Genomic DNA, 16,296 nt, shown 5'->3' with positions numbered 1-16,296 from the left:
ACCGTTAGTGACGGAAGATTCGATGAAGTCTGGCGCGTTGCTCCGCCGTGCCTTGCGCGAACCTCTCGTTCATTTTCTCGTATTTGGTGCAGCTATGTTCGTCGTCCTGGGAGCATTCGGCGAGGAAGAAGCCTCGCGCCCCGGAGAGATCGTCATAGCCGAGGAGACTGTCAATCGTCTGTCGGCCACCTTCGAGGCGACGTGGCGGCGGCCACCGAACCGAGGCGAGTTGGATCTTCTGATCGAAGACTACGTGCGCGAAGAGATCTATGTTCGCGAGGCGCTTGCGCTCGGCCTGGATCAGGACGATGCGGTAATCCGAAAGCGACTGCGCCAGAAGATGGAGTTCGTCGCGGCGTCGATCGCCCGAGCGATCGAGCCAACCGAAGAAGAGCTTCGCGAGTTCTTCGCCGAGAACGTCGACAAATACGAGATCGAGGGCGCCGTGGCCTTCCAGCAGGTCTTCCTAGGCGAGCGGCCCAGCGAGGCGAGAGTGGCTGAAGTTCGCAAAGCACTTGCAGAGGGATCCGACCCGATGACGCTTGGTCAGCGCACGATGCTGCCGCGTGAAGTCGGCCTCTCCAGCGCCCCGACCGTCGATAATTCCTTCGGTCCAGGGTTCTACGATGCGGTAATTCCGCTGGAGGCGGGTGAATGGCATGGGCCGGTGGGTTCTTCCTTCGGAATGCACATGGTGCACGTGACCAACCGGAAGGAACCCGCCGCGCCGGATTTCAAAAAGGTCAGTGTTGCCGTTCGGGACGATTGGCGCCGGGCGAATATCGAACGCATCGTCAAGATGAACTTTGATCGGCTGCGCGAACGCTACAAGATCAGTTTGCCCGGACCGGACGGAAGATGAGGAAGGCGCTGGTCCTCCTTTTCGTCGTCTTCGGTGCCATGATGCCCGCGGGCCTAGCATTCGGGCACGCGCTCGAGCCCGGCTACCTCTCGATTGATCAGGTCGAGGGTGGCGACTTCCGCATTTTCTGGCGTCGACCGGATGTCGGCGGCGCGCCAATGCGGCTCGACCTTGAACTGCCCGAGAACTGTTCGCCGCGCCGGCCGCCGCCTCCGCGCTTCGACGGGCGCGCCTGGGTTTCGACGTTTGGCTCAGAATGCGTTGACGGCTTGAGCGGCGGCCGGATCACCATCCATGGCCTGGAAGCGACCCGAACAGATGTGCTAGTGCGCCATAGTATCCCCGGCGGCACAACGCTCACACAACGGCTTACGCCAGATCGGTTCGTGATGGTCGTGCCGGCCCGGCCCGACCAGATCAGCGTCGTCGCGTCCTATTTCGGGTTGGGTTTCGAGCACATTCTCGAAGGCTGGGATCATCTCCTGTTCGTCTTCGCGCTCTTGGTTCTGATCCGTGACAGTTGGCGTCTCGTCGGGGCGGTCACGGCGTTCACCGTGGCCCACAGCATCACGCTAGCTGGCGCAACGCTCGGGTGGGTTTCTGTTCCGTCGGCGCCGGTCGAGGCGACGATCGCTCTTTCGATCGTGTTTCTTGCATCGGAGCTTGCCCGGGTCACGCCGGGACGGCACCGGCTTTCGGAACGGTTCCCGTGGTTGATCACGTTCAGCTTTGGTCTGCTGCACGGACTGGGCTTCGCGGGCGCGCTCACCGAAATCGGCCTGCCATCCGGCGAGGTGCCGCTCGCCCTCCTAGCCTTCAACCTGGGTGTCGAAGCTGGTCAGCTTGCCTTTATTGCCGTCATTCTTGCCCTCGGCTGGCTGGGCAGCGCCATCCCGAGAGTGAATCGATTTATGCTAAACGCTGCTACGCGAACTGGGGCTGCCTATGTCATTGGTTGCGCTGCCAGCTTCTGGTTGATCGAGCGCATTGCCCAAGTCTAGGGTCAGAGGCAACGGCATCCGCTGTTCACGCCGTTGGCGGAGAAGATCTAACACCACTTCAATTTCTTCACAGAGCTGATCAAATGGGCGCAGACGCAGCCGAACTGGGTGTTTGTCCCTCTTTGCGGCCTCTACCTCTTGATCGGCTTCTTCAGTGTGGTGGTCGCCGGGTCCGCCCTGGTTGCGCTGGGATACCTCCTCTTCAAGGGCATCTCCGCGGCCGCGGTCAGGCTCTGGGACGCGGTTCATCAGCTGACGATCCGGATTGCCTACATCTGCTGCCGGCTCGTGAGCAGCACTGTCGGGCTCGTGGTTTTGCCTCTTCAACTGTTTGCAGACTTCGCCCGGAACACGGTCATCAGCCTTGCCCGGCGCGTAACACGCCCGCTGACCGAGGCGCAGGAGTTGCACCGCATCTATCGCGAGGAATACCGCGATCAGTTTCGCAGCTTCTGGGAATTCAAGGCGGCGTTCGACGCCGCGAACGGCAAGGGCCGCAAGCCGACGCTGGATCAGTCCGGAGTCGGGTAGCAACTTGAAATGCCCCCGAATGGCCAAGTCGATGCCATCACTGATCAGGTCGGAAAAGTCGTTGGACGCCTGAATTTGCAGAACGACACGAGGGTTCTCAGCTAGGAAACGCGGAAGAATCCGGCAAAGTGCAAACTGCGCAACCCCGACCGAACAGGACAGCGTGACCGTGCCCTCCAGCGTATCCTTGTCCCTGCGCACCGCCGTTTCGGCCGCTAGCATGCATTCCAGCGCCATCTTGGCGTGACGATAGTAGGCCTCTCCGGCCTCTGTCAGGGACATGCGTCTTGAATCCCGGTTCAGGAGCCGCGTGCCCAGGGCCTCTTCGAGGTTTTTCACCTGCCGGCTGAGCCTCGATTTGGGAATGCCCAGCGTCCGCGCTGCTGCCGAGAACCCCTGTTTCTCAACGACATGCACCAGATAATAGGCTTGATTGAGGTCCATGGCCCGGCCGTCTCCCTTGCAGTTAGCGTTCTAAATACAGAACGAAATGTCCTCAAATCAATGAATTTTCTCATATGTGTTCTGATCTTAGGTTCATATTCAGCAAAAGGAGGCAAATATGACCGTTCATCACACAGATCTAACCCACACATCGCAAGCCGCGATCATCAGGTCCCAGCAAGGCGAGAAACTGACCAGGGGCGACGGTTTTGAAGCGCTCAGCTTCATCCATCGCCAGCTTGATGGGCTGATGGACCCGCTGATCATGGTCGATCACTTCATCATGACCGAACCAACTTTCGGACCCCATGCACATGCCGGAATCTCGGCGGTAAGCGTGCTCTTCGAGGACAGCACTGGCACCTTCCGCAATAAGGACTCCCTTGGAAACGACATCGAACTGGCCCCGGGCGATCTCTACTGGCTAAAGGCCGCTCGCGGCGCGGTGCATGACGAGGCGCCTACCCCCGGTTCCCGCACCCACGCCTTGCAGATCTTCATCAACCTGCCAGCAGCACAGAAGCTGGAGGCCCCCAGTTCGCGACATATAAAGGCCACGGAGATGCCGGTGATCGAAGGTCCGGGCCATCGGGTGCGAGTGATGACAGGCGAGAGCAATGGGGTCGCCGGCGCCACTCCTCCCGCTCTGCCCTTCACCATCCTCGATATCTCCCTGCAGGCTAAGGGTAGCTTCACCCATCGTCCCGATCCCGGAGAAGCCACATGGCTGCACGCCATCCGCGGAAACATCGAGGTCGAACTCGCCGGAACCCGCCATCGGCTCAGCGGCGACACAGCGCTGGCCGCCCATGGCGCAGATGAGATTCGCCTGTTGAGCAACGAAGGCGGCCAGGCCGTGCTTCTTGGTGGCACCCCACTGCGCGAGCCTTTCGTACAAAAAGGCCCATTCGCGATGAGCGACGCCGACCAGCTTGCCGCTGTGATCGCTGCCCATGAGGCCGGCGAACTTGGCGCCCTCGACTGAACCGCCTGCGTGTCTTTCTGGCCCGAAACGCCAACCAAGCCGGTTCGGGCAGGAAACAAGACGTGGCCTGTATCAATCCCAAAGCGACGCCGATGCGGCCCAGGGTCGGTAAAATTTACGAAAACCTGTGAAACGGAAACTGGAGAAAACCCATGAAAATTCTCACTTTCGCTGCAAGCAACACCAAGAACTCGATCAACAAAGCGCTCGCGCGGTTTACCGCAACGCTGGTCCCGGGGGCCGAGATCGAGATCCTAGACCTGAACGACTACGACCTGCCGATCTTCAGCCAAGATCTGGAAAAAGAGATCGGTCAACCGCCGGCGGCAAAGGCGTTCTTCGAGAAGATCGGCTCCGCCGACGGGGTGATCGTATCTTTCGCGGAACACAATGGATCCTATACTGCCGCCTACAAAAACCTCTTCGACTGGGCAAGCCGAATTGACCAAAAAGTGTTTCAGGGGAAGCCAACGGTCTATCTGTCAACCTCACCGGGGCCCGGGGGCGCGGCAAGCGTGCTGGCTTCCGCGAAAGGCTCGGCCCGGTTTTTCGGGGTAGAGCTGAAGGCCGCTGTTTCGGTTCCCAACTTTCACGATGTCTTTGATGCAGCGACCGGGCGCATCAATGAGCCGAAAGCTCTGGCAGACCTGACCGCCGCGGCCGAGGTTTTGGCCCTGCAAGAGGTTGCCTGACATGACTTGTCGTGGCCGCCTGCAGCGACTTTCAGGTTCATTGGCCATGTCGTCTTTCAATCCATGGCTCTCTCAGAAGTGTTCAGCTTCCTGGAGTTCGGGCCCTCGTGGATGTGTCTGCAATCGGGGACAACGCATTTTTCCTGCGCTGCCTGTCGCGTTCTCGCTGGAAATGATTTTCGAAGACAGGCTCCGCGCTCTGCAGGGCAGGCTGCCAACGGGTTGATGCTCGGTCAACAAACGGCAGCGACGAAACTGAGGGATATTTGCAACTGGATACCGCGACACCTAGATTTCTGGGCATCCGGTATCTCCAGACCTTAACGTTGAAGAAAGTGAGGAGACCTATGTCTGAACGAAGTTTCAAAGCACGCGCCATTGGCGAGATCGCCATCAGATGCATTGATCTTGACGCTATGGTTGCATTCTATCGTGACGTGATCGGGCTTGAGCCACTCAATGATCCGGACAATGGTCGTATCGTGTTTCTGCGTATTGCCGACGGTTTTGCCGGGCACACCGCCATACTGGCCCTGTTTAACCATAACGTCGAGGGCGCGGGCCGGACCAGCGCAAGCGTGACGCCGCCGAAAACTGGTTCATCCTCATCGCTTCACCATATTGCACTCAGCCTGCCCTGGGATGAACAGGACGCGGTAATTGCCTGGTACGAGAAGCTGGGACGCGACTATAATGTCGAGTATTTTGAGTGGGTCGGCTGGCGCGGTGTTTTTACTTTCGACCCTGACGGCAACACCGTTGAACTTGTTGCCAAAGACCCAGATTGGGTAGGCCCTTCAGATGCTTCATCCGAGACATCAGATTAGTGCGCCTGGTGTGAAAGTGGCCTTTAATTGAGAACTCTGCAGTGTCGGCTACGTCCGCATAGCGGAAATAGGTGACGCATATCTCGCTGCGCTCCTGATGAATGACCGCTTTTCTCTCTGCAGCGCAGCCAATGGCCTCTGCGACAAATTTTCTGCGTCCGCTAAAGGCAGGCCAAAGGCACTTCCGCTTCGGGCTCGAAGCGGTCATCTGACTCTTTTAGTCGGATGACTGCTTCATCATGGTAAGCAGTCATTGGTGATGGTCATTCCGGGCATTTGTGCTCCAAGGTCCGCTTTCACCAGCTCCAGACATTCGTGGAATTTTGCTAAATGTCTGAGTTGCGGACGAAGCAGACACTATGGCCCAAAGGCCTCACGATGGGTACGGTCTCGTTTACTTTTTCCCACTTTCAGGATCAGTGTCTGCCTGAATTGCCTGTTGTGCAGCGGATGTCGCTGCCGCTGTTACCGATGCTTCCTCTTCTGGAGACAGATCGCGGCCATGATCGAGGCCAGGTATATCCACGCGTACTTCGCGACGTGCAAATTCGATGCCATTGGCTTCGAACTCAGCCTTTACGCGGTTGTAGATTTCCTTCCGGATCATGAATTGCTTGCCCGGCTTGGCCATGAACTTACCCCGGATAATCATGCCAACATCGTCGATGTCCATAACACCTTGTGACTTGAATGGCTGCAGGAAGTCTTCGCCCAGTTCGGGATGCTCCAACATTTCCGCGCCGATCTTTTTGAAGATCCTTTTGACGCGATTTGGGTCGGTATCGAAGTTCACCATGAACTTCATCTTCATAATCACCCAATCACGACTGAAGTTTGTAAGCTGAGGTATCTCGCCATACGGAATTGTGTGGACCGGTCCGTTATGGTGGCGCAGTCGCATGGACCTGATCGAAATCTTCTCAACCGATCCCATGGTGCCGCCAATTTCGACGTACTCGCCCAATCGAAATGCATCGTCGACCAGAAAGAACACACCAGACACGATGTCGGTCACCAATTTCTGTGCGCCGAACCCGATCGCGAGACCGGCGATCCCAGCCCCAGCAAGAAGGGGTGTAATGTCGATCCCAAGGTTGCCGATCGCCAACAGCGTGAAAACAACCGCTATGATGACCTTTGAGGTAATCTCCAGGAGGGGAAGCACCGTGGACAGCCGAGAGGCTCCAGCCCCGCCTATTTCGCCTGCATCTGTTTCTTCAGAGACGCCGGCATCAGTTTTTTCCCTTGCCAACAACCGGTTGACCCAGATCGACACACCTTCATAAGCGATGTATCCGATGATCCCGGTCAGCAGAAACGCGAGTATGTTGTCGCCAGTTCCATCCTGAGTGCCCGTCGCTTGCAGCAGAGAGACATCCCAAGCATTGGCAATGATCAGCACTACAAGACCGCCGACCAAAACTCTGCCGATACGGATCATGCTGCGCTTGTTTGAGAGATAAGCCTTTTCCGCGAGTGGACCCTCGCCAATCATGGGCGGCACAGTATGCCGCACAAGCCCCCGGATGGCTGTATCCAATGCTGGCGCCATCAGCAGCCAGAACATTGTCACGTATTGTGCGCCCTCAAGAACTTGGGCGAGCTGGTTCATTCCCATAAGGATCGTGACAATAACCCACATAATGGCCGCAACCAGGATGGCAAAACCAGGGTAAGCGCGTGCGATCCACTCATCGTACGCAGTTCGATCGGGGTCGGACCCGCGCATCATGTCCTGCAACCCGTCTCGGCCCACCCATGCAACGATGATGATGTAGAGATACACGGCCCCGTCGATCCAGAAGCCAAGACGCGTCTCGCCCGGCGCAATCCCATTGTTGAAACTAAAATCAAGGGCGAAGACGTTGAAGCCCGCCAGCAACATCAAGCCGACTGTGTTGACGTGAATGAAACGGGCCCATCTGTCGCTGACCGTTACCAACCTCAAGTCCGGCCGATTGGGCGCCATAATAAACCGCGATAACGCTGCGCCAACTCGCGGTAATAAGATGAGGTATGAAAAGAAGGGCGCTGCAAACAATAGTTGTGTAGCGTCTAAAGCAAGCCGGCCCACGATGCGCACAACAACTATGAAAACAACCAGCCCAACTATTTCGCGTACAAGACGACCGAAAAGGTATTTAATCGACGCCAACAAAGACTGTTCGCCCTCTTGCGCAGCAACGTCGAGCGATCTGCCCAAGTACCACCTCGTCGCGCGTTCGGCGCCATAACCGATCGCAAAAATCAACGCCATCAATCCAAACAACGTGAAAGTTCCAGCGCTCCCTCCCTGCGTCTGAACGAAAACGCTGAAAGCCTCAGCTTGTCGTTCAAAAAGAACGGGGAGCCGGACGATGGCAGTGAGGATGGGGTCAGTAAACGTTGCCCAAAGGATCGTCGCGCGGTCTATGAGGGTCGATGGCGCTTCCGATGCGTCACTCCCACTCGCCACCAGCATTTTCAGTTGCTCAATAACAAAAGCCCTCAAGTCGTCATCAGACATACGGGCAACCAATTCTGTCAGCTGTTCCGGAGAAACATCTCCCTCAAGTGAGATGCTCTGGTCCGGAGGTAAGGTAGTGTTTAGAGCGCTGGACTGCGCGGACGCGCCCAAAGCGCTCCCAAAGAGCATTGCCAATACGACGGTGAGCAGTTTGACGAAGTTTGGCACGTAATTCTCCTTCAGCGGAGACTAAGGAAAACTATGAGAGTGTCTGCCTTAAGTTTACGGTTTGGCTGACATCTGCCAGTCGCCGTTGGCCGTACGACACCTCCAAGTCCTCAGTTCAGTTACTTTTCCTGAGCGTCCGGCTTCAACACGGTGAAATAACTGCACGCAATTGTTTTTGAGGTCCACGATCTCAACCCGCCCTGCGGTTCCTGTTTTCTCATTGGTCCATTTCTTATTGTCGCCAATCGCTTTGCCATTGGCGGTGTACAAGCTCTTCGCGGTGTCTTGCATTATTGCCAGGCTTTCCGGCTCTATGCCGCTTTCGTCGAGCATGCGCGCCAGCCCTTGGGCTTGAACAGTTTGGGGCGTAATTCCACTCCACCCGATCACTGCGATCAAAACGAGAAGTCGAGTAAGGGCCGCCATGATGTCTCCTTTCAAAAGACTATGCGAATGCTCATTCAGTTTCGCGGGGCTAGAATGCAAAACTAAGCGCAATGACTGGACCATGGTAGATCGCATCTATCGTCAGAGGAATTGTGCCACCTGTGGTGTAGTCTTGCCCAAGTGCCCGATACCCTAAAAAAAGCGTCGCAGGCGTCTGTCCCAGAGAGATGTCACGTGCATAAATCCCGATGGCCTGCCAGGAGAAGTCCGAGCCAACACCGAAGCCGCCGATGTCGCCACCGATTACAAATCTCGACTTGGGGCCAAGCTCGGTGATCAACCGGCCGCCAATCACTGGGTCAGTGAAGTTGACATCTCTGCTTGCAGTCGCCCCAAGGCCCGTGGTCAACCGAACATCCAGTTTGGTGTGCCGGAGACCTGCATAGGCATCGAATACTGTGCGATTGTTGGCATTTTCGAAGGGACCGAACCTGTAGGCGACAGCCGCGCCCAACATCGTCATTCGAATATCGGTCGTTGTGGAAAGAAGTCCGCTTCTGCTGGTTTCAAGGTTTGAGTGCAGCAGGTTGCCCAGTAACCCCCAACGTCCATTCCAATACTCACCCTCGACCATCAGCGCGAAATTCAGCTTGTCGAAAATGTCCGAGAATGGAATGTCGACACTCGTCGTAATTGGACCGACACTTGCGTCGCCATCGACAGACAACCCCCATAGGTACGGTGTAATTGATCCGCGCTTGCCTTCAACCTCAAAAGCGTCTTGAGCCGAGACAGCACTAGTGCCAAGAGCTAAACTCATCAATATCGCCGAAATTCTATTTAGTAGCATAGCCTCTCCCGTTCACGGCATTCGATTACTTAGGAAACAGGTAAGTGACACCCGCGCGAAAACCAAAGCCTTCAGGACCATTGGCCGGGCTCTCAGCCCAGTACCGCAATCCGGCAAACAGACTTACAGGCTGGTTTCCGAACCGGGTCAGCTTCGACGCAACAGCGTTTATTGGAACTGACCACTCTTCCGTCTCCCAATTGTAACTGGTCTCGGTTTGCAGTGTGAAGGTCCAATTGTCAGGCGTTGTAAAAGAAACAAATGGCTGGACGAACGTCGAATTCACATCCGGCCGCGCATCATCGCCAGCAAAGGACCAAATATGGTTGCCCAGTACACCAATGGTCCATGGGCCGGTTTGCTTAAGGGCAACCCCAGTAAGACCTGCCCCCCATTTTCCGGTGCCCAGCAGGTCGTCGGTGGCGGTTGGCAGCAGAAAGACTGGACCTATCCCCCAGATCAACCCGCTCGGGGTAGGCGCTTTCGGCGAGAAGAAAAAGCTCTGCACTGTATCGCCCAAGCCGAACTGTGTGCCCGCACCAGGGAAGATATTGTCCTGAGAAACCACCGGGACGATGGTCCGCGAAATAAGGTTCCAATTGTCTCCGATGGAAATCGGGACAACTGGTTGCACGTTGAGCACGAAGCGACTGCCATCTCCATTTGGCCCAATCCCGCGATCGTAATTTAGCTGCAACGGAACGCTGATCAACGATGCGATCGGGTTTGCCAGTTTCTTGGCGAGATCATCGTCTTGGGCGTGCGCGCTCTGAGCCATTGTGAGGCCTAAAATCAAAAGAAAGCCTTGAAATAGATGCCGCATCGAACGTCCCCTTTGGATATCGTTTTGCAATTCAAAATTATGTTCGATATCCTGAACCACCCCCGGGCTCAGTAGCCCGGGGGTGATAGAATTGTCGGTCTTACTTCGATCCCGAGCCTTCCTGAAGCTTCTCCAGCACTTGATCAAGCGAGAAACTCGCAGCCTTCTGGCGTGGTGGATACTCCACAAACGTTTCCAAGAACTGCGCCACGTAGACCTGAGCAGGCACCATCAAATAGGCGTGGTCAATGAACCAGTCCCAATAGGTATTTGAGGTCAGGTTGGCGCGTTCGTAGGGGTCGCGGCGCAAGTTGAACAGAAGCGGCGCCCGGAGGGGAACAAACGGCTCGAACCACGCGGCAAGTGTGGTTTCCTGACGCTGCTCCATGAAGATCATTTTCCAGTCATTCCACCGAAGCGCACTTAGGTCGCCATCATCCGTGAAATAGAAAACTTCTTCCCGGGGGCCCTCATCTTCTTCACCGGTCAGATACGGTAGGAAGTTGTAACCATCCAGGTGCACACGGTACTCACGGCCGATGGCCTCGACACCGCCTTCAAGAAGCTTTTCTTTGATGTTTGGCGCACCCGCCGCGGCCAGGAAAGTTGGCAGCCAATCCATGTGGTGCATGATTTCGTTTGAAATAGCGCCAGGCTCGATTTTGCCCGGCCAACGGACCATGGCAGGCACACGCCAACCGCCTTCCCAGTTGGTGTTCTTTTCGCCACGGAACGGCGTCATACCCGCATCCGGCCAGGTGTTCATATGAACGCCATTATCGGTCGAATACAGGACGATGGTATTATCTGCGATGCCAAGCTCGTCCAGCTTGTCGAGAAACAGTCCGATATGCATGTCATGCTCGACCATGCCGTCTGCGTATTCGTCCTGTCCCGAAATCCCACGCAGTTCCGGTTTGACGTGCGTGCGGAAGTGCATTCTGGTCCCGTTCCACCAGACAAAAAAGGGAATACCGTCAGCGTGGGCCTTTTCAATGAACTCGAGTGCCGCTGTAGACGTTTCATCATCAACGGTTTCCATTCGCTTCTTCGTCAGTGGGCCGGTATCGATGATTTCACCGCCAGCGTAAGATCGGATCACGCCACGGGGTCCAAACGCTTCTAGGAAGGTCCGGCCATCTTTCAGCACCATGTCACGCGGGTAGTCTTCGAGCTCAGGTTCTTCTTCTGCATTCAGGTGGTAGAGGTTACCAAAGAACTCGTCAAATCCATGGTTCGACGGCAGGTGTTCATCCCTGTCCCCTAGATGGTTCTTGCCAAATTGACCAGTTACATAGCCCTGAGCTTTCAGAAGGCCCGCGATTGTTGGGTCTTCTTCCCGCATACCCAACTCGGCGCCCGGCAGGCCAACTTTCGACAAGCCTGTGCGGAACACGCTTTGTCCCATAATGAAGGAAGATCGTCCCGCTGTGCAGGACTGCTCACCGTAGTAGTCGGTGAACATCATACCCTCCTTAGCCATATGGTCGATATTCGGTGTCTGATAACCGACTAGCCCGTGCGTATAAGCGGAAATGTTGGTGATCCCAACATCATCGCCCCAGACGACAAGAATGTTTGGTTTCTCTGAAGATTGGGCTGACGCCACGGTCGCAGTCAGCGCCACTGTTATCACTGCAAGCGTTAATCTACATGCACCGCGCAAGTTCGAATTTGCCATGGCAATTCCTTTCTAGGAGCTCGACATCTGTCACCGTTTCGAGCCTAGCCAAGTCATTTACTCAAATAAATTACCATTTCACGCCAGATACAAAAAAGTTGCCAATCGAGAAGTGGTTTGCTCTAGACTAGGGCAGTGTAGCGTTGGGGGAGGGCTTTCAAATGTGGAATCCCGGGTGAGAATGTCGATGAGAAATCACGTCAACCGAATTAGCATCGCATGACGGCACGTCTTGACTTCGTTCTCGGTTGTTATCTGGCGCCGGTTCTGAAGGTGGCCGAGCGCTACGGCGTGGGCGTCGACCGGCATATCGCTGCGGCCGGGCTTAATGTTTTTGACATCGGAAGATTGGATGTCTCACTTCCACGGATTGCGGCGAGCCGGCTCTTCGAGATGATCGCTGATGATGTTGGAGCGTCGACGCCGGCAGAAATCGTCAAGGATTTTTCTATTAATTCGATCCCGGGATGGGGCGAGGCACTTGCTGCGGCTCCGGATTTGCGCGCCGCGCTTAACTTGGCCGCGAGCCCCGAAGGCCGGATGACTTCCGGCAACCAGGTGATCATGCGAACGAACGGCCGTACGGTCACGCTGATCGATCGCTACATTCCGCCGCTCGCAGCTGAGGAACAGTGGATCGCCGCGTCGTCGTTTTTTCTTACGTTCAATGATCTGCCTGAGATCTGCGGAAATACTTGGCGCCCACGGGTCATCGAGGTTCCCTTCGACGACGCGTCCATGCTCGAACGACACTTCGATCTCAGTGACGTAACGATCAGGACCGGGCAACCGGAAACGCGGCTGCAATTCGACATCTTTGCGCTCGGTTGCAGGATGCCGGGCTTTGCGAGTTTACAACCGGATTGTCCGAACGTTCCCTCGTCAATCGCGCAACAGATCTATTTGATCCTCGACACCCTGAAACCGGACGTTGTTCCCTCCTTTGAGCGGATCGCCGACTACCTGGATACGTCTACGCGGACGCTTCAGCGCCGGCTCGGCGATGAAGGCACGACCTACAAGAATGTCTTCATGGGGTGGCGGATGGGTAAGGCGATCGAGCTGCTGGACAATACGCGGCTGCAGGTGAAGGAGATCGCAGAAATCCTGCACTACCAACACGCCTCGCACTTTGTCCGAGCGTTCAAGAAGGCCAACAGAGTGACCCCTTCGGCGTTCCGCGAAACTGGCTAGATCGCACCACTGCCGATCTCTTGGCGTGAAATGGTGATTGAAGGCCACCAGGCGTTCCCGTTTCGTGGTCGAGAGGCGTCGACGTTGCCATCCTCGCGATCCCTGCGGCGCCTAGCTTGAAGAGGTGTCTAGCGGTGTGGCGCACAAGCCTAAAAAGATGCGTTGGTCTAGGAATACCATCGGCAGAAAATGGCTTTAGAACCTGGCCGCCGGCCAAATATAGGGCACTTGGCCGAAGCCACAGGAATATCCGTGCGTTCAATCCAAAGGCAGCTGTTCCATGAACAAACTACTTTCTCCCAAATCTTGGACAAATGGGCCATCAACATCGCTTTGCGTGAACTTGAAACAATGAGCCCGAAGACGTCGCGTATTTCAAAACGACTTGGCTATGCTGAACCTGCCAATTTCACCAGAACTTTCATCAGGTGGACAGGCACTACGCCACGAGAATACAGAAGGAGGCTACAGTGATGCATCGAATTAGATAATGGCACTTCCCTGAACCCATCCGGGCGACCTGACATCTTGCCGGCTGAAATGGTTTTCGCGGATTATCAAATACAGAAATGGGCTTCGGGAGAATAACAGTTTACCTTTGCATGCGAACATAAGGCTGTTCTCGATTATGAAACACTTGGTTGTTATCAGGCACCATTTGACGACTGACGGTCTTTGCTTCATTCGCCTGTTAAGAATATTCTTAGTCATCATATGGCTTTGCTTACTCTGGAGTGCCTTTTCAGATACTGCACAGGCTGGCCCGCAACGCCTTCCTGACTACGTAGGCTCAGCACAATGCCAAGAATGCCATCAAGATGCATACGAATCATGGAAAGTGTCGCACCATGCGCTCGCTTGGACCACGCCGGACGCGGCCAACATTCTGGGTGATTTCAACCAATCGTCATTTGAACATCTTGGAGTCATGACCCGATTCTCGAAAGGCAAAGGCATCCACTACATCGAAACAGATGGTCCGGATGGTGCGCTAACCAAGTATCCTGTCGCTGGCGTTGCGGGAATTGAGCCCCTTCAACAGTACTTGTTGGAGACGGAACCGGGAAAACTGCAATCCTTCGACGTGGTGTGGGATGTAGAGAAACAGCGTTGGTATCATCTTTATCCTGAACAGGAACTTTATGGCGGCAATGGTTTGCATTGGACTGGCCCCTATAAGAATTGGAACGCCCGCTGTGCAGAGTGTCATGCGACAGGATTTGAGAAGAACTACGCGCCAGCCAATCGCAGTTACGCCAGCACACAATCCGAAATCGGCGTGGGGTGTGAAGCGTGCCATGGACCAGGCGAAGCCCACAATATCTGGGCCGATCCAGATCTAATTTATGACGCAGACGACTGGCAGGGCGTATCTCAGGTTGGCTTGACGATGGATTTCAACCGAGGGGTTGAAGCGACCATCCAACAATGCGCGTCCTGCCATGCGCGCCGCGAGCCATATACGGATGGCAATCCGCTGCCTGGCACGCCTTTCCATGACGCATATCGCCTCTCAACACTCCGGGAAGGATTGTATCACCCTGACGGGCAGATCCTCGACGAAGTCTACGTCTACGGCTCCTTCTTGCAGTCGAAGATGTATGCAAAAGGTGTGGGGTGCATAGATTGCCATAATGCGCACGCGGCAGATCTAAAAGCTGACGGCAATACCGTTTGCACGCAGTGCCATTCCCCAGCAGGAAATAGCAATTTCCCTTCTTTGAAACTGGCAAACTATGATGATCCCAGCCACCATTTTCACGAAACCGGAAGTGCGGGTGCACAATGCAAGTCCTGCCATATGATCGAAAGAACTTACATGGGGATAGATGGTCGTCGGGATCACTCCTTCCGAGTGCCTCGCCCAGACCTTTCCGTCAGACTTCGCACACCGAACGCATGTTCGGATTGTCACAGTGATAAGACGGCTACATGGGCGGCCGAGCAGGTAGCCGAATGGTACCCTGACGGGAGCCACACAACCCCGCACTTTGCAGAAACCTTGGCGCCGGCTCGGGTGAACGCCGCCGCCGAAGTTGAAGGATTAATTGGCATGGCGACATATGGAGGGTTGCCAGGCATTGTGCGCGCCAGTGCGCTTGAACTGCTCATTCAGATTGATGATCCCAGCATAGCGGAACGGACGGCACTGCTGTTAGACGACTCTGATGCGATGGTGCGAAGTGCAGCCGTTCGCTTGCAACGAGGAGTACGGGATAGTGTTGCTGTGCAAAGATTGGCGCCGCTGCTCGAAGACTCATCCCGCACCGTGAGAATGGCCGCAGCTCGTGAGTTCCTCACCATCAGCGCAGTACGTTTGCCTCCGTCGCTCAACAGCACGCTTCAAATGGCACGAAGCGAATGGCAGCAATCACTCGCCGCAAAGACGGATTTTCCTGAAACACACATCATCATTGCAGGGGTCGGTTTGGCGACCCGTCAATTCGACGCGGCGCTTGCTGCTTTTCAGGAAGTCGTCACTCAGGACCCACAATATGTCGCCGCTTGGACCATGATGGTTCGTATCCATGCAGCACTTGGAGATCGCAACGCTGCGCTAGGAGTCGTTGACAGCGCCATCAAGGCTAATCCTTCTGATGTATCACTTTCGCTGCTCAGAGCCGATTTGCTTCAATAGAGCGCGGTCCGCGCTTTGTGCCTTTAATCGCGGCGCGGCCAAGAAGTATCGGAAATTGAAGCTCTCAGTTGGCGCGCTAGACTTGATCTTTGTTTGACCGCTTTGGGCTTATTTTGTTGAAAAACTCTTCCTTGATCGAAGTCTGAACTGCTGATTCAATTCCTGTAATCGAGGGGGAGGACCGGCGATGATGGGACCGAGGCAGGAAGCGCAACCGGCGCTGTTCTACGAGTTCTCGCTTGAGGATCATGTCCCACAGGATCACCTGCTGCGCTCCATCGACCGGTTCGTCGATCTTGGCGGCATCCGCACGCATCTTGCGGAGTTCTACAGCCACACGGGCCGCCCCTCCGTCGATCCCGAACTGCTGATCCGCATGCTGTTGGTCGGCTATTGCTTCGGTATCCGATCCGAGCGACGACTTTGTGAAGAGGTGCATCTGAACCTCGCGTATCGCTGGTTCTGCCGCCTTGATCTGAACGACCGTGTGCCGGATCACTCGACGTTTTCCAAGAACCGACATGGGCGTTTCCGCGAGAGCGAACTTCTGCGCCACCTGTTCGAGACGACCGTCGCGCGGTGCATCGCGGAAGGTCTGGTCAGCGGTCAGCGCATGGCGATTGATGCAAGCCTGATCGAAGCAGATGCCAACAAACAGAACTCGACGCCGAAGGAGGACTGGGACGTCTCGCAGATTGATCCAGCCG

15 protein-coding genes are annotated in these 16,296 nt (G+C 55.7%); 9 read left to right on the top strand and 6 right to left on the bottom strand.

What is annotated here, in order from left to right; all coding sequences use genetic code 11:
* Positions 1–7 precede the first annotated feature (7 nt).
* Positions 8–862: a peptidylprolyl isomerase gene (locus PEL8287_RS00075; protein WP_139837650.1), complete on the top strand. Its 855-nt coding sequence runs from the start codon at positions 8–10 to the stop codon at positions 860–862.
* A complete protein-coding gene (locus tag PEL8287_RS00070) occupies positions 859–1,863 on the top strand; it encodes a HupE/UreJ family protein (protein ID WP_085890303.1) in 1,005 nt (334 codons plus the stop codon). Before PEL8287_RS00075 ends, PEL8287_RS00070 begins: the two co-directional genes overlap by 4 nt.
* On the opposite strand, the gene PEL8287_RS00065 is transcribed toward PEL8287_RS00070, so the two are convergent.
* A complete protein-coding gene (locus tag PEL8287_RS00065) occupies positions 1,777–2,838 on the bottom strand; it encodes a LysR family transcriptional regulator (protein ID WP_085890302.1) in 1,062 nt (353 codons plus the stop codon). The genes PEL8287_RS00070 and PEL8287_RS00065 overlap by 87 nt on opposite strands.
* A gap of 118 nt (positions 2,839–2,956) precedes the next feature.
* On the opposite strand from PEL8287_RS00065, the gene PEL8287_RS00060 reads away from it, so the two are divergent.
* The 3 genes from PEL8287_RS00060 to PEL8287_RS00050 all read left to right on the top strand — a co-directional run bounded on the left by PEL8287_RS00060 (position 2,957) and on the right by PEL8287_RS00050 (position 5,342).
* On the top strand, positions 2,957–3,823 hold the full coding sequence (locus tag PEL8287_RS00060; protein ID WP_085890301.1) for a pirin family protein: 867 nt from the start codon (positions 2,957–2,959) through the stop codon (positions 3,821–3,823).
* Positions 3,824–3,975: 152 nt separating this feature from the next.
* Positions 3,976–4,515, top strand: a complete 540-nt coding sequence (locus tag PEL8287_RS00055; RefSeq protein WP_085890300.1) for an NADPH-dependent FMN reductase — start codon at positions 3,976–3,978, stop codon at positions 4,513–4,515.
* 347 nt (positions 4,516–4,862) lie between these two features.
* Entirely contained in the window at positions 4,863–5,342 is a 480-nt protein-coding gene (locus PEL8287_RS00050; RefSeq protein WP_085890299.1) for a VOC family protein, read from the top strand.
* Between the two features lie 394 nt (positions 5,343–5,736).
* Here PEL8287_RS00050 and PEL8287_RS00045 read toward each other — a convergent pair whose 3' ends face one another.
* The 5 genes from PEL8287_RS00045 to PEL8287_RS00025 form a co-directional block, all read right to left on the bottom strand.
* Complete coding sequence (locus PEL8287_RS00045) at positions 5,737–8,016, bottom strand: mechanosensitive ion channel family protein (RefSeq protein WP_235862092.1); 2,280 nt, start codon at positions 8,014–8,016, stop codon at positions 5,737–5,739.
* A gap of 54 nt (positions 8,017–8,070) precedes the next feature.
* The gene (locus PEL8287_RS00040; protein WP_085890298.1) at positions 8,071–8,442 is read right to left on the bottom strand and encodes a hypothetical protein; all 372 of its coding nucleotides are present in this window, start codon (positions 8,440–8,442) and stop codon (positions 8,071–8,073) included.
* A gap of 49 nt (positions 8,443–8,491) precedes the next feature.
* Positions 8,492–9,223 (bottom strand): hypothetical protein, encoded by a 732-nt coding sequence (locus PEL8287_RS00035; RefSeq protein ID WP_139837649.1) that lies wholly within the window; start codon positions 9,221–9,223, stop codon positions 8,492–8,494.
* 55 nt (positions 9,224–9,278) lie between these two features.
* Entirely contained in the window at positions 9,279–10,076 is a 798-nt protein-coding gene (locus tag PEL8287_RS20200; protein ID WP_085890296.1) for a hypothetical protein, read from the bottom strand.
* A gap of 100 nt (positions 10,077–10,176) precedes the next feature.
* Positions 10,177–11,757 (bottom strand): arylsulfatase, encoded by a 1,581-nt coding sequence (locus PEL8287_RS00025; protein ID WP_085890295.1) that lies wholly within the window; start codon positions 11,755–11,757, stop codon positions 10,177–10,179.
* Positions 11,758–11,976: 219 nt separating this feature from the next.
* On the opposite strand from PEL8287_RS00025, the gene PEL8287_RS00020 reads away from it, so the two are divergent.
* The 4 genes from PEL8287_RS00020 to PEL8287_RS00005 all read left to right on the top strand — a co-directional run.
* Positions 11,977–12,951: an AraC family transcriptional regulator gene (locus PEL8287_RS00020; protein ID WP_085890294.1), complete on the top strand. Its 975-nt coding sequence runs from the start codon at positions 11,977–11,979 to the stop codon at positions 12,949–12,951.
* Between the two features lie 189 nt (positions 12,952–13,140).
* A complete protein-coding gene (locus PEL8287_RS20515) occupies positions 13,141–13,425 on the top strand; it encodes a helix-turn-helix domain-containing protein (RefSeq protein WP_085890293.1) in 285 nt (94 codons plus the stop codon).
* 124 nt (positions 13,426–13,549) lie between these two features.
* Positions 13,550–15,589 (top strand): multiheme c-type cytochrome, encoded by a 2,040-nt coding sequence (locus PEL8287_RS00010; protein ID WP_235862091.1) that lies wholly within the window; start codon positions 13,550–13,552, stop codon positions 15,587–15,589.
* A gap of 187 nt (positions 15,590–15,776) precedes the next feature.
* Positions 15,777–16,296, top strand: a 520-nt coding sequence (locus PEL8287_RS00005; RefSeq protein ID WP_139837648.1) for a transposase, incomplete at its 3' end; no start/stop codon positions are given.

The sequence above is a fragment of the Roseovarius litorisediminis genome (genome assembly GCF_900172295.1).
Lineage (GTDB): Bacteria > Pseudomonadota > Alphaproteobacteria > Rhodobacterales > Rhodobacteraceae > Roseovarius > Roseovarius litorisediminis.
Note: the sequence above shows the minus strand (reverse complement) of the source record. Positions and strands in the feature narration are given on the sequence as shown.

Coding starts and splice junctions, on each gene's coding strand:
- PEL8287_RS00070 (WP_085890303.1), top strand. CDS start 859: ATGAGGAAGGCGCTGGTCCTCCTTTTCGTCGTCTTCGGTGCCATGATG.
- PEL8287_RS00040 (WP_085890298.1), bottom strand. CDS start 8,442: ATGGCGGCCCTTACTCGACTTCTCGTTTTGATCGCAGTGATCGGGTGG.
- PEL8287_RS00050 (WP_085890299.1), top strand. CDS start 4,863: ATGTCTGAACGAAGTTTCAAAGCACGCGCCATTGGCGAGATCGCCATC.
- PEL8287_RS00065 (WP_085890302.1), bottom strand. CDS start 2,838: ATGGACCTCAATCAAGCCTATTATCTGGTGCATGTCGTTGAGAAACAG.
- PEL8287_RS00060 (WP_085890301.1), top strand. CDS start 2,957: ATGACCGTTCATCACACAGATCTAACCCACACATCGCAAGCCGCGATC.
- PEL8287_RS20200 (WP_085890296.1), bottom strand. CDS start 10,076: ATGCGGCATCTATTTCAAGGCTTTCTTTTGATTTTAGGCCTCACAATG.
- PEL8287_RS00055 (WP_085890300.1), top strand. CDS start 3,976: ATGAAAATTCTCACTTTCGCTGCAAGCAACACCAAGAACTCGATCAAC.
- PEL8287_RS20515 (WP_085890293.1), top strand. CDS start 13,141: ATGGCTTTAGAACCTGGCCGCCGGCCAAATATAGGGCACTTGGCCGAA.
- PEL8287_RS00035 (WP_139837649.1), bottom strand. CDS start 9,223: ATGAGTTTAGCTCTTGGCACTAGTGCTGTCTCGGCTCAAGACGCTTTT.
- PEL8287_RS00020 (WP_085890294.1), top strand. CDS start 11,977: ATGACGGCACGTCTTGACTTCGTTCTCGGTTGTTATCTGGCGCCGGTT.
- PEL8287_RS00025 (WP_085890295.1), bottom strand. CDS start 11,757: ATGGCAAATTCGAACTTGCGCGGTGCATGTAGATTAACGCTTGCAGTG.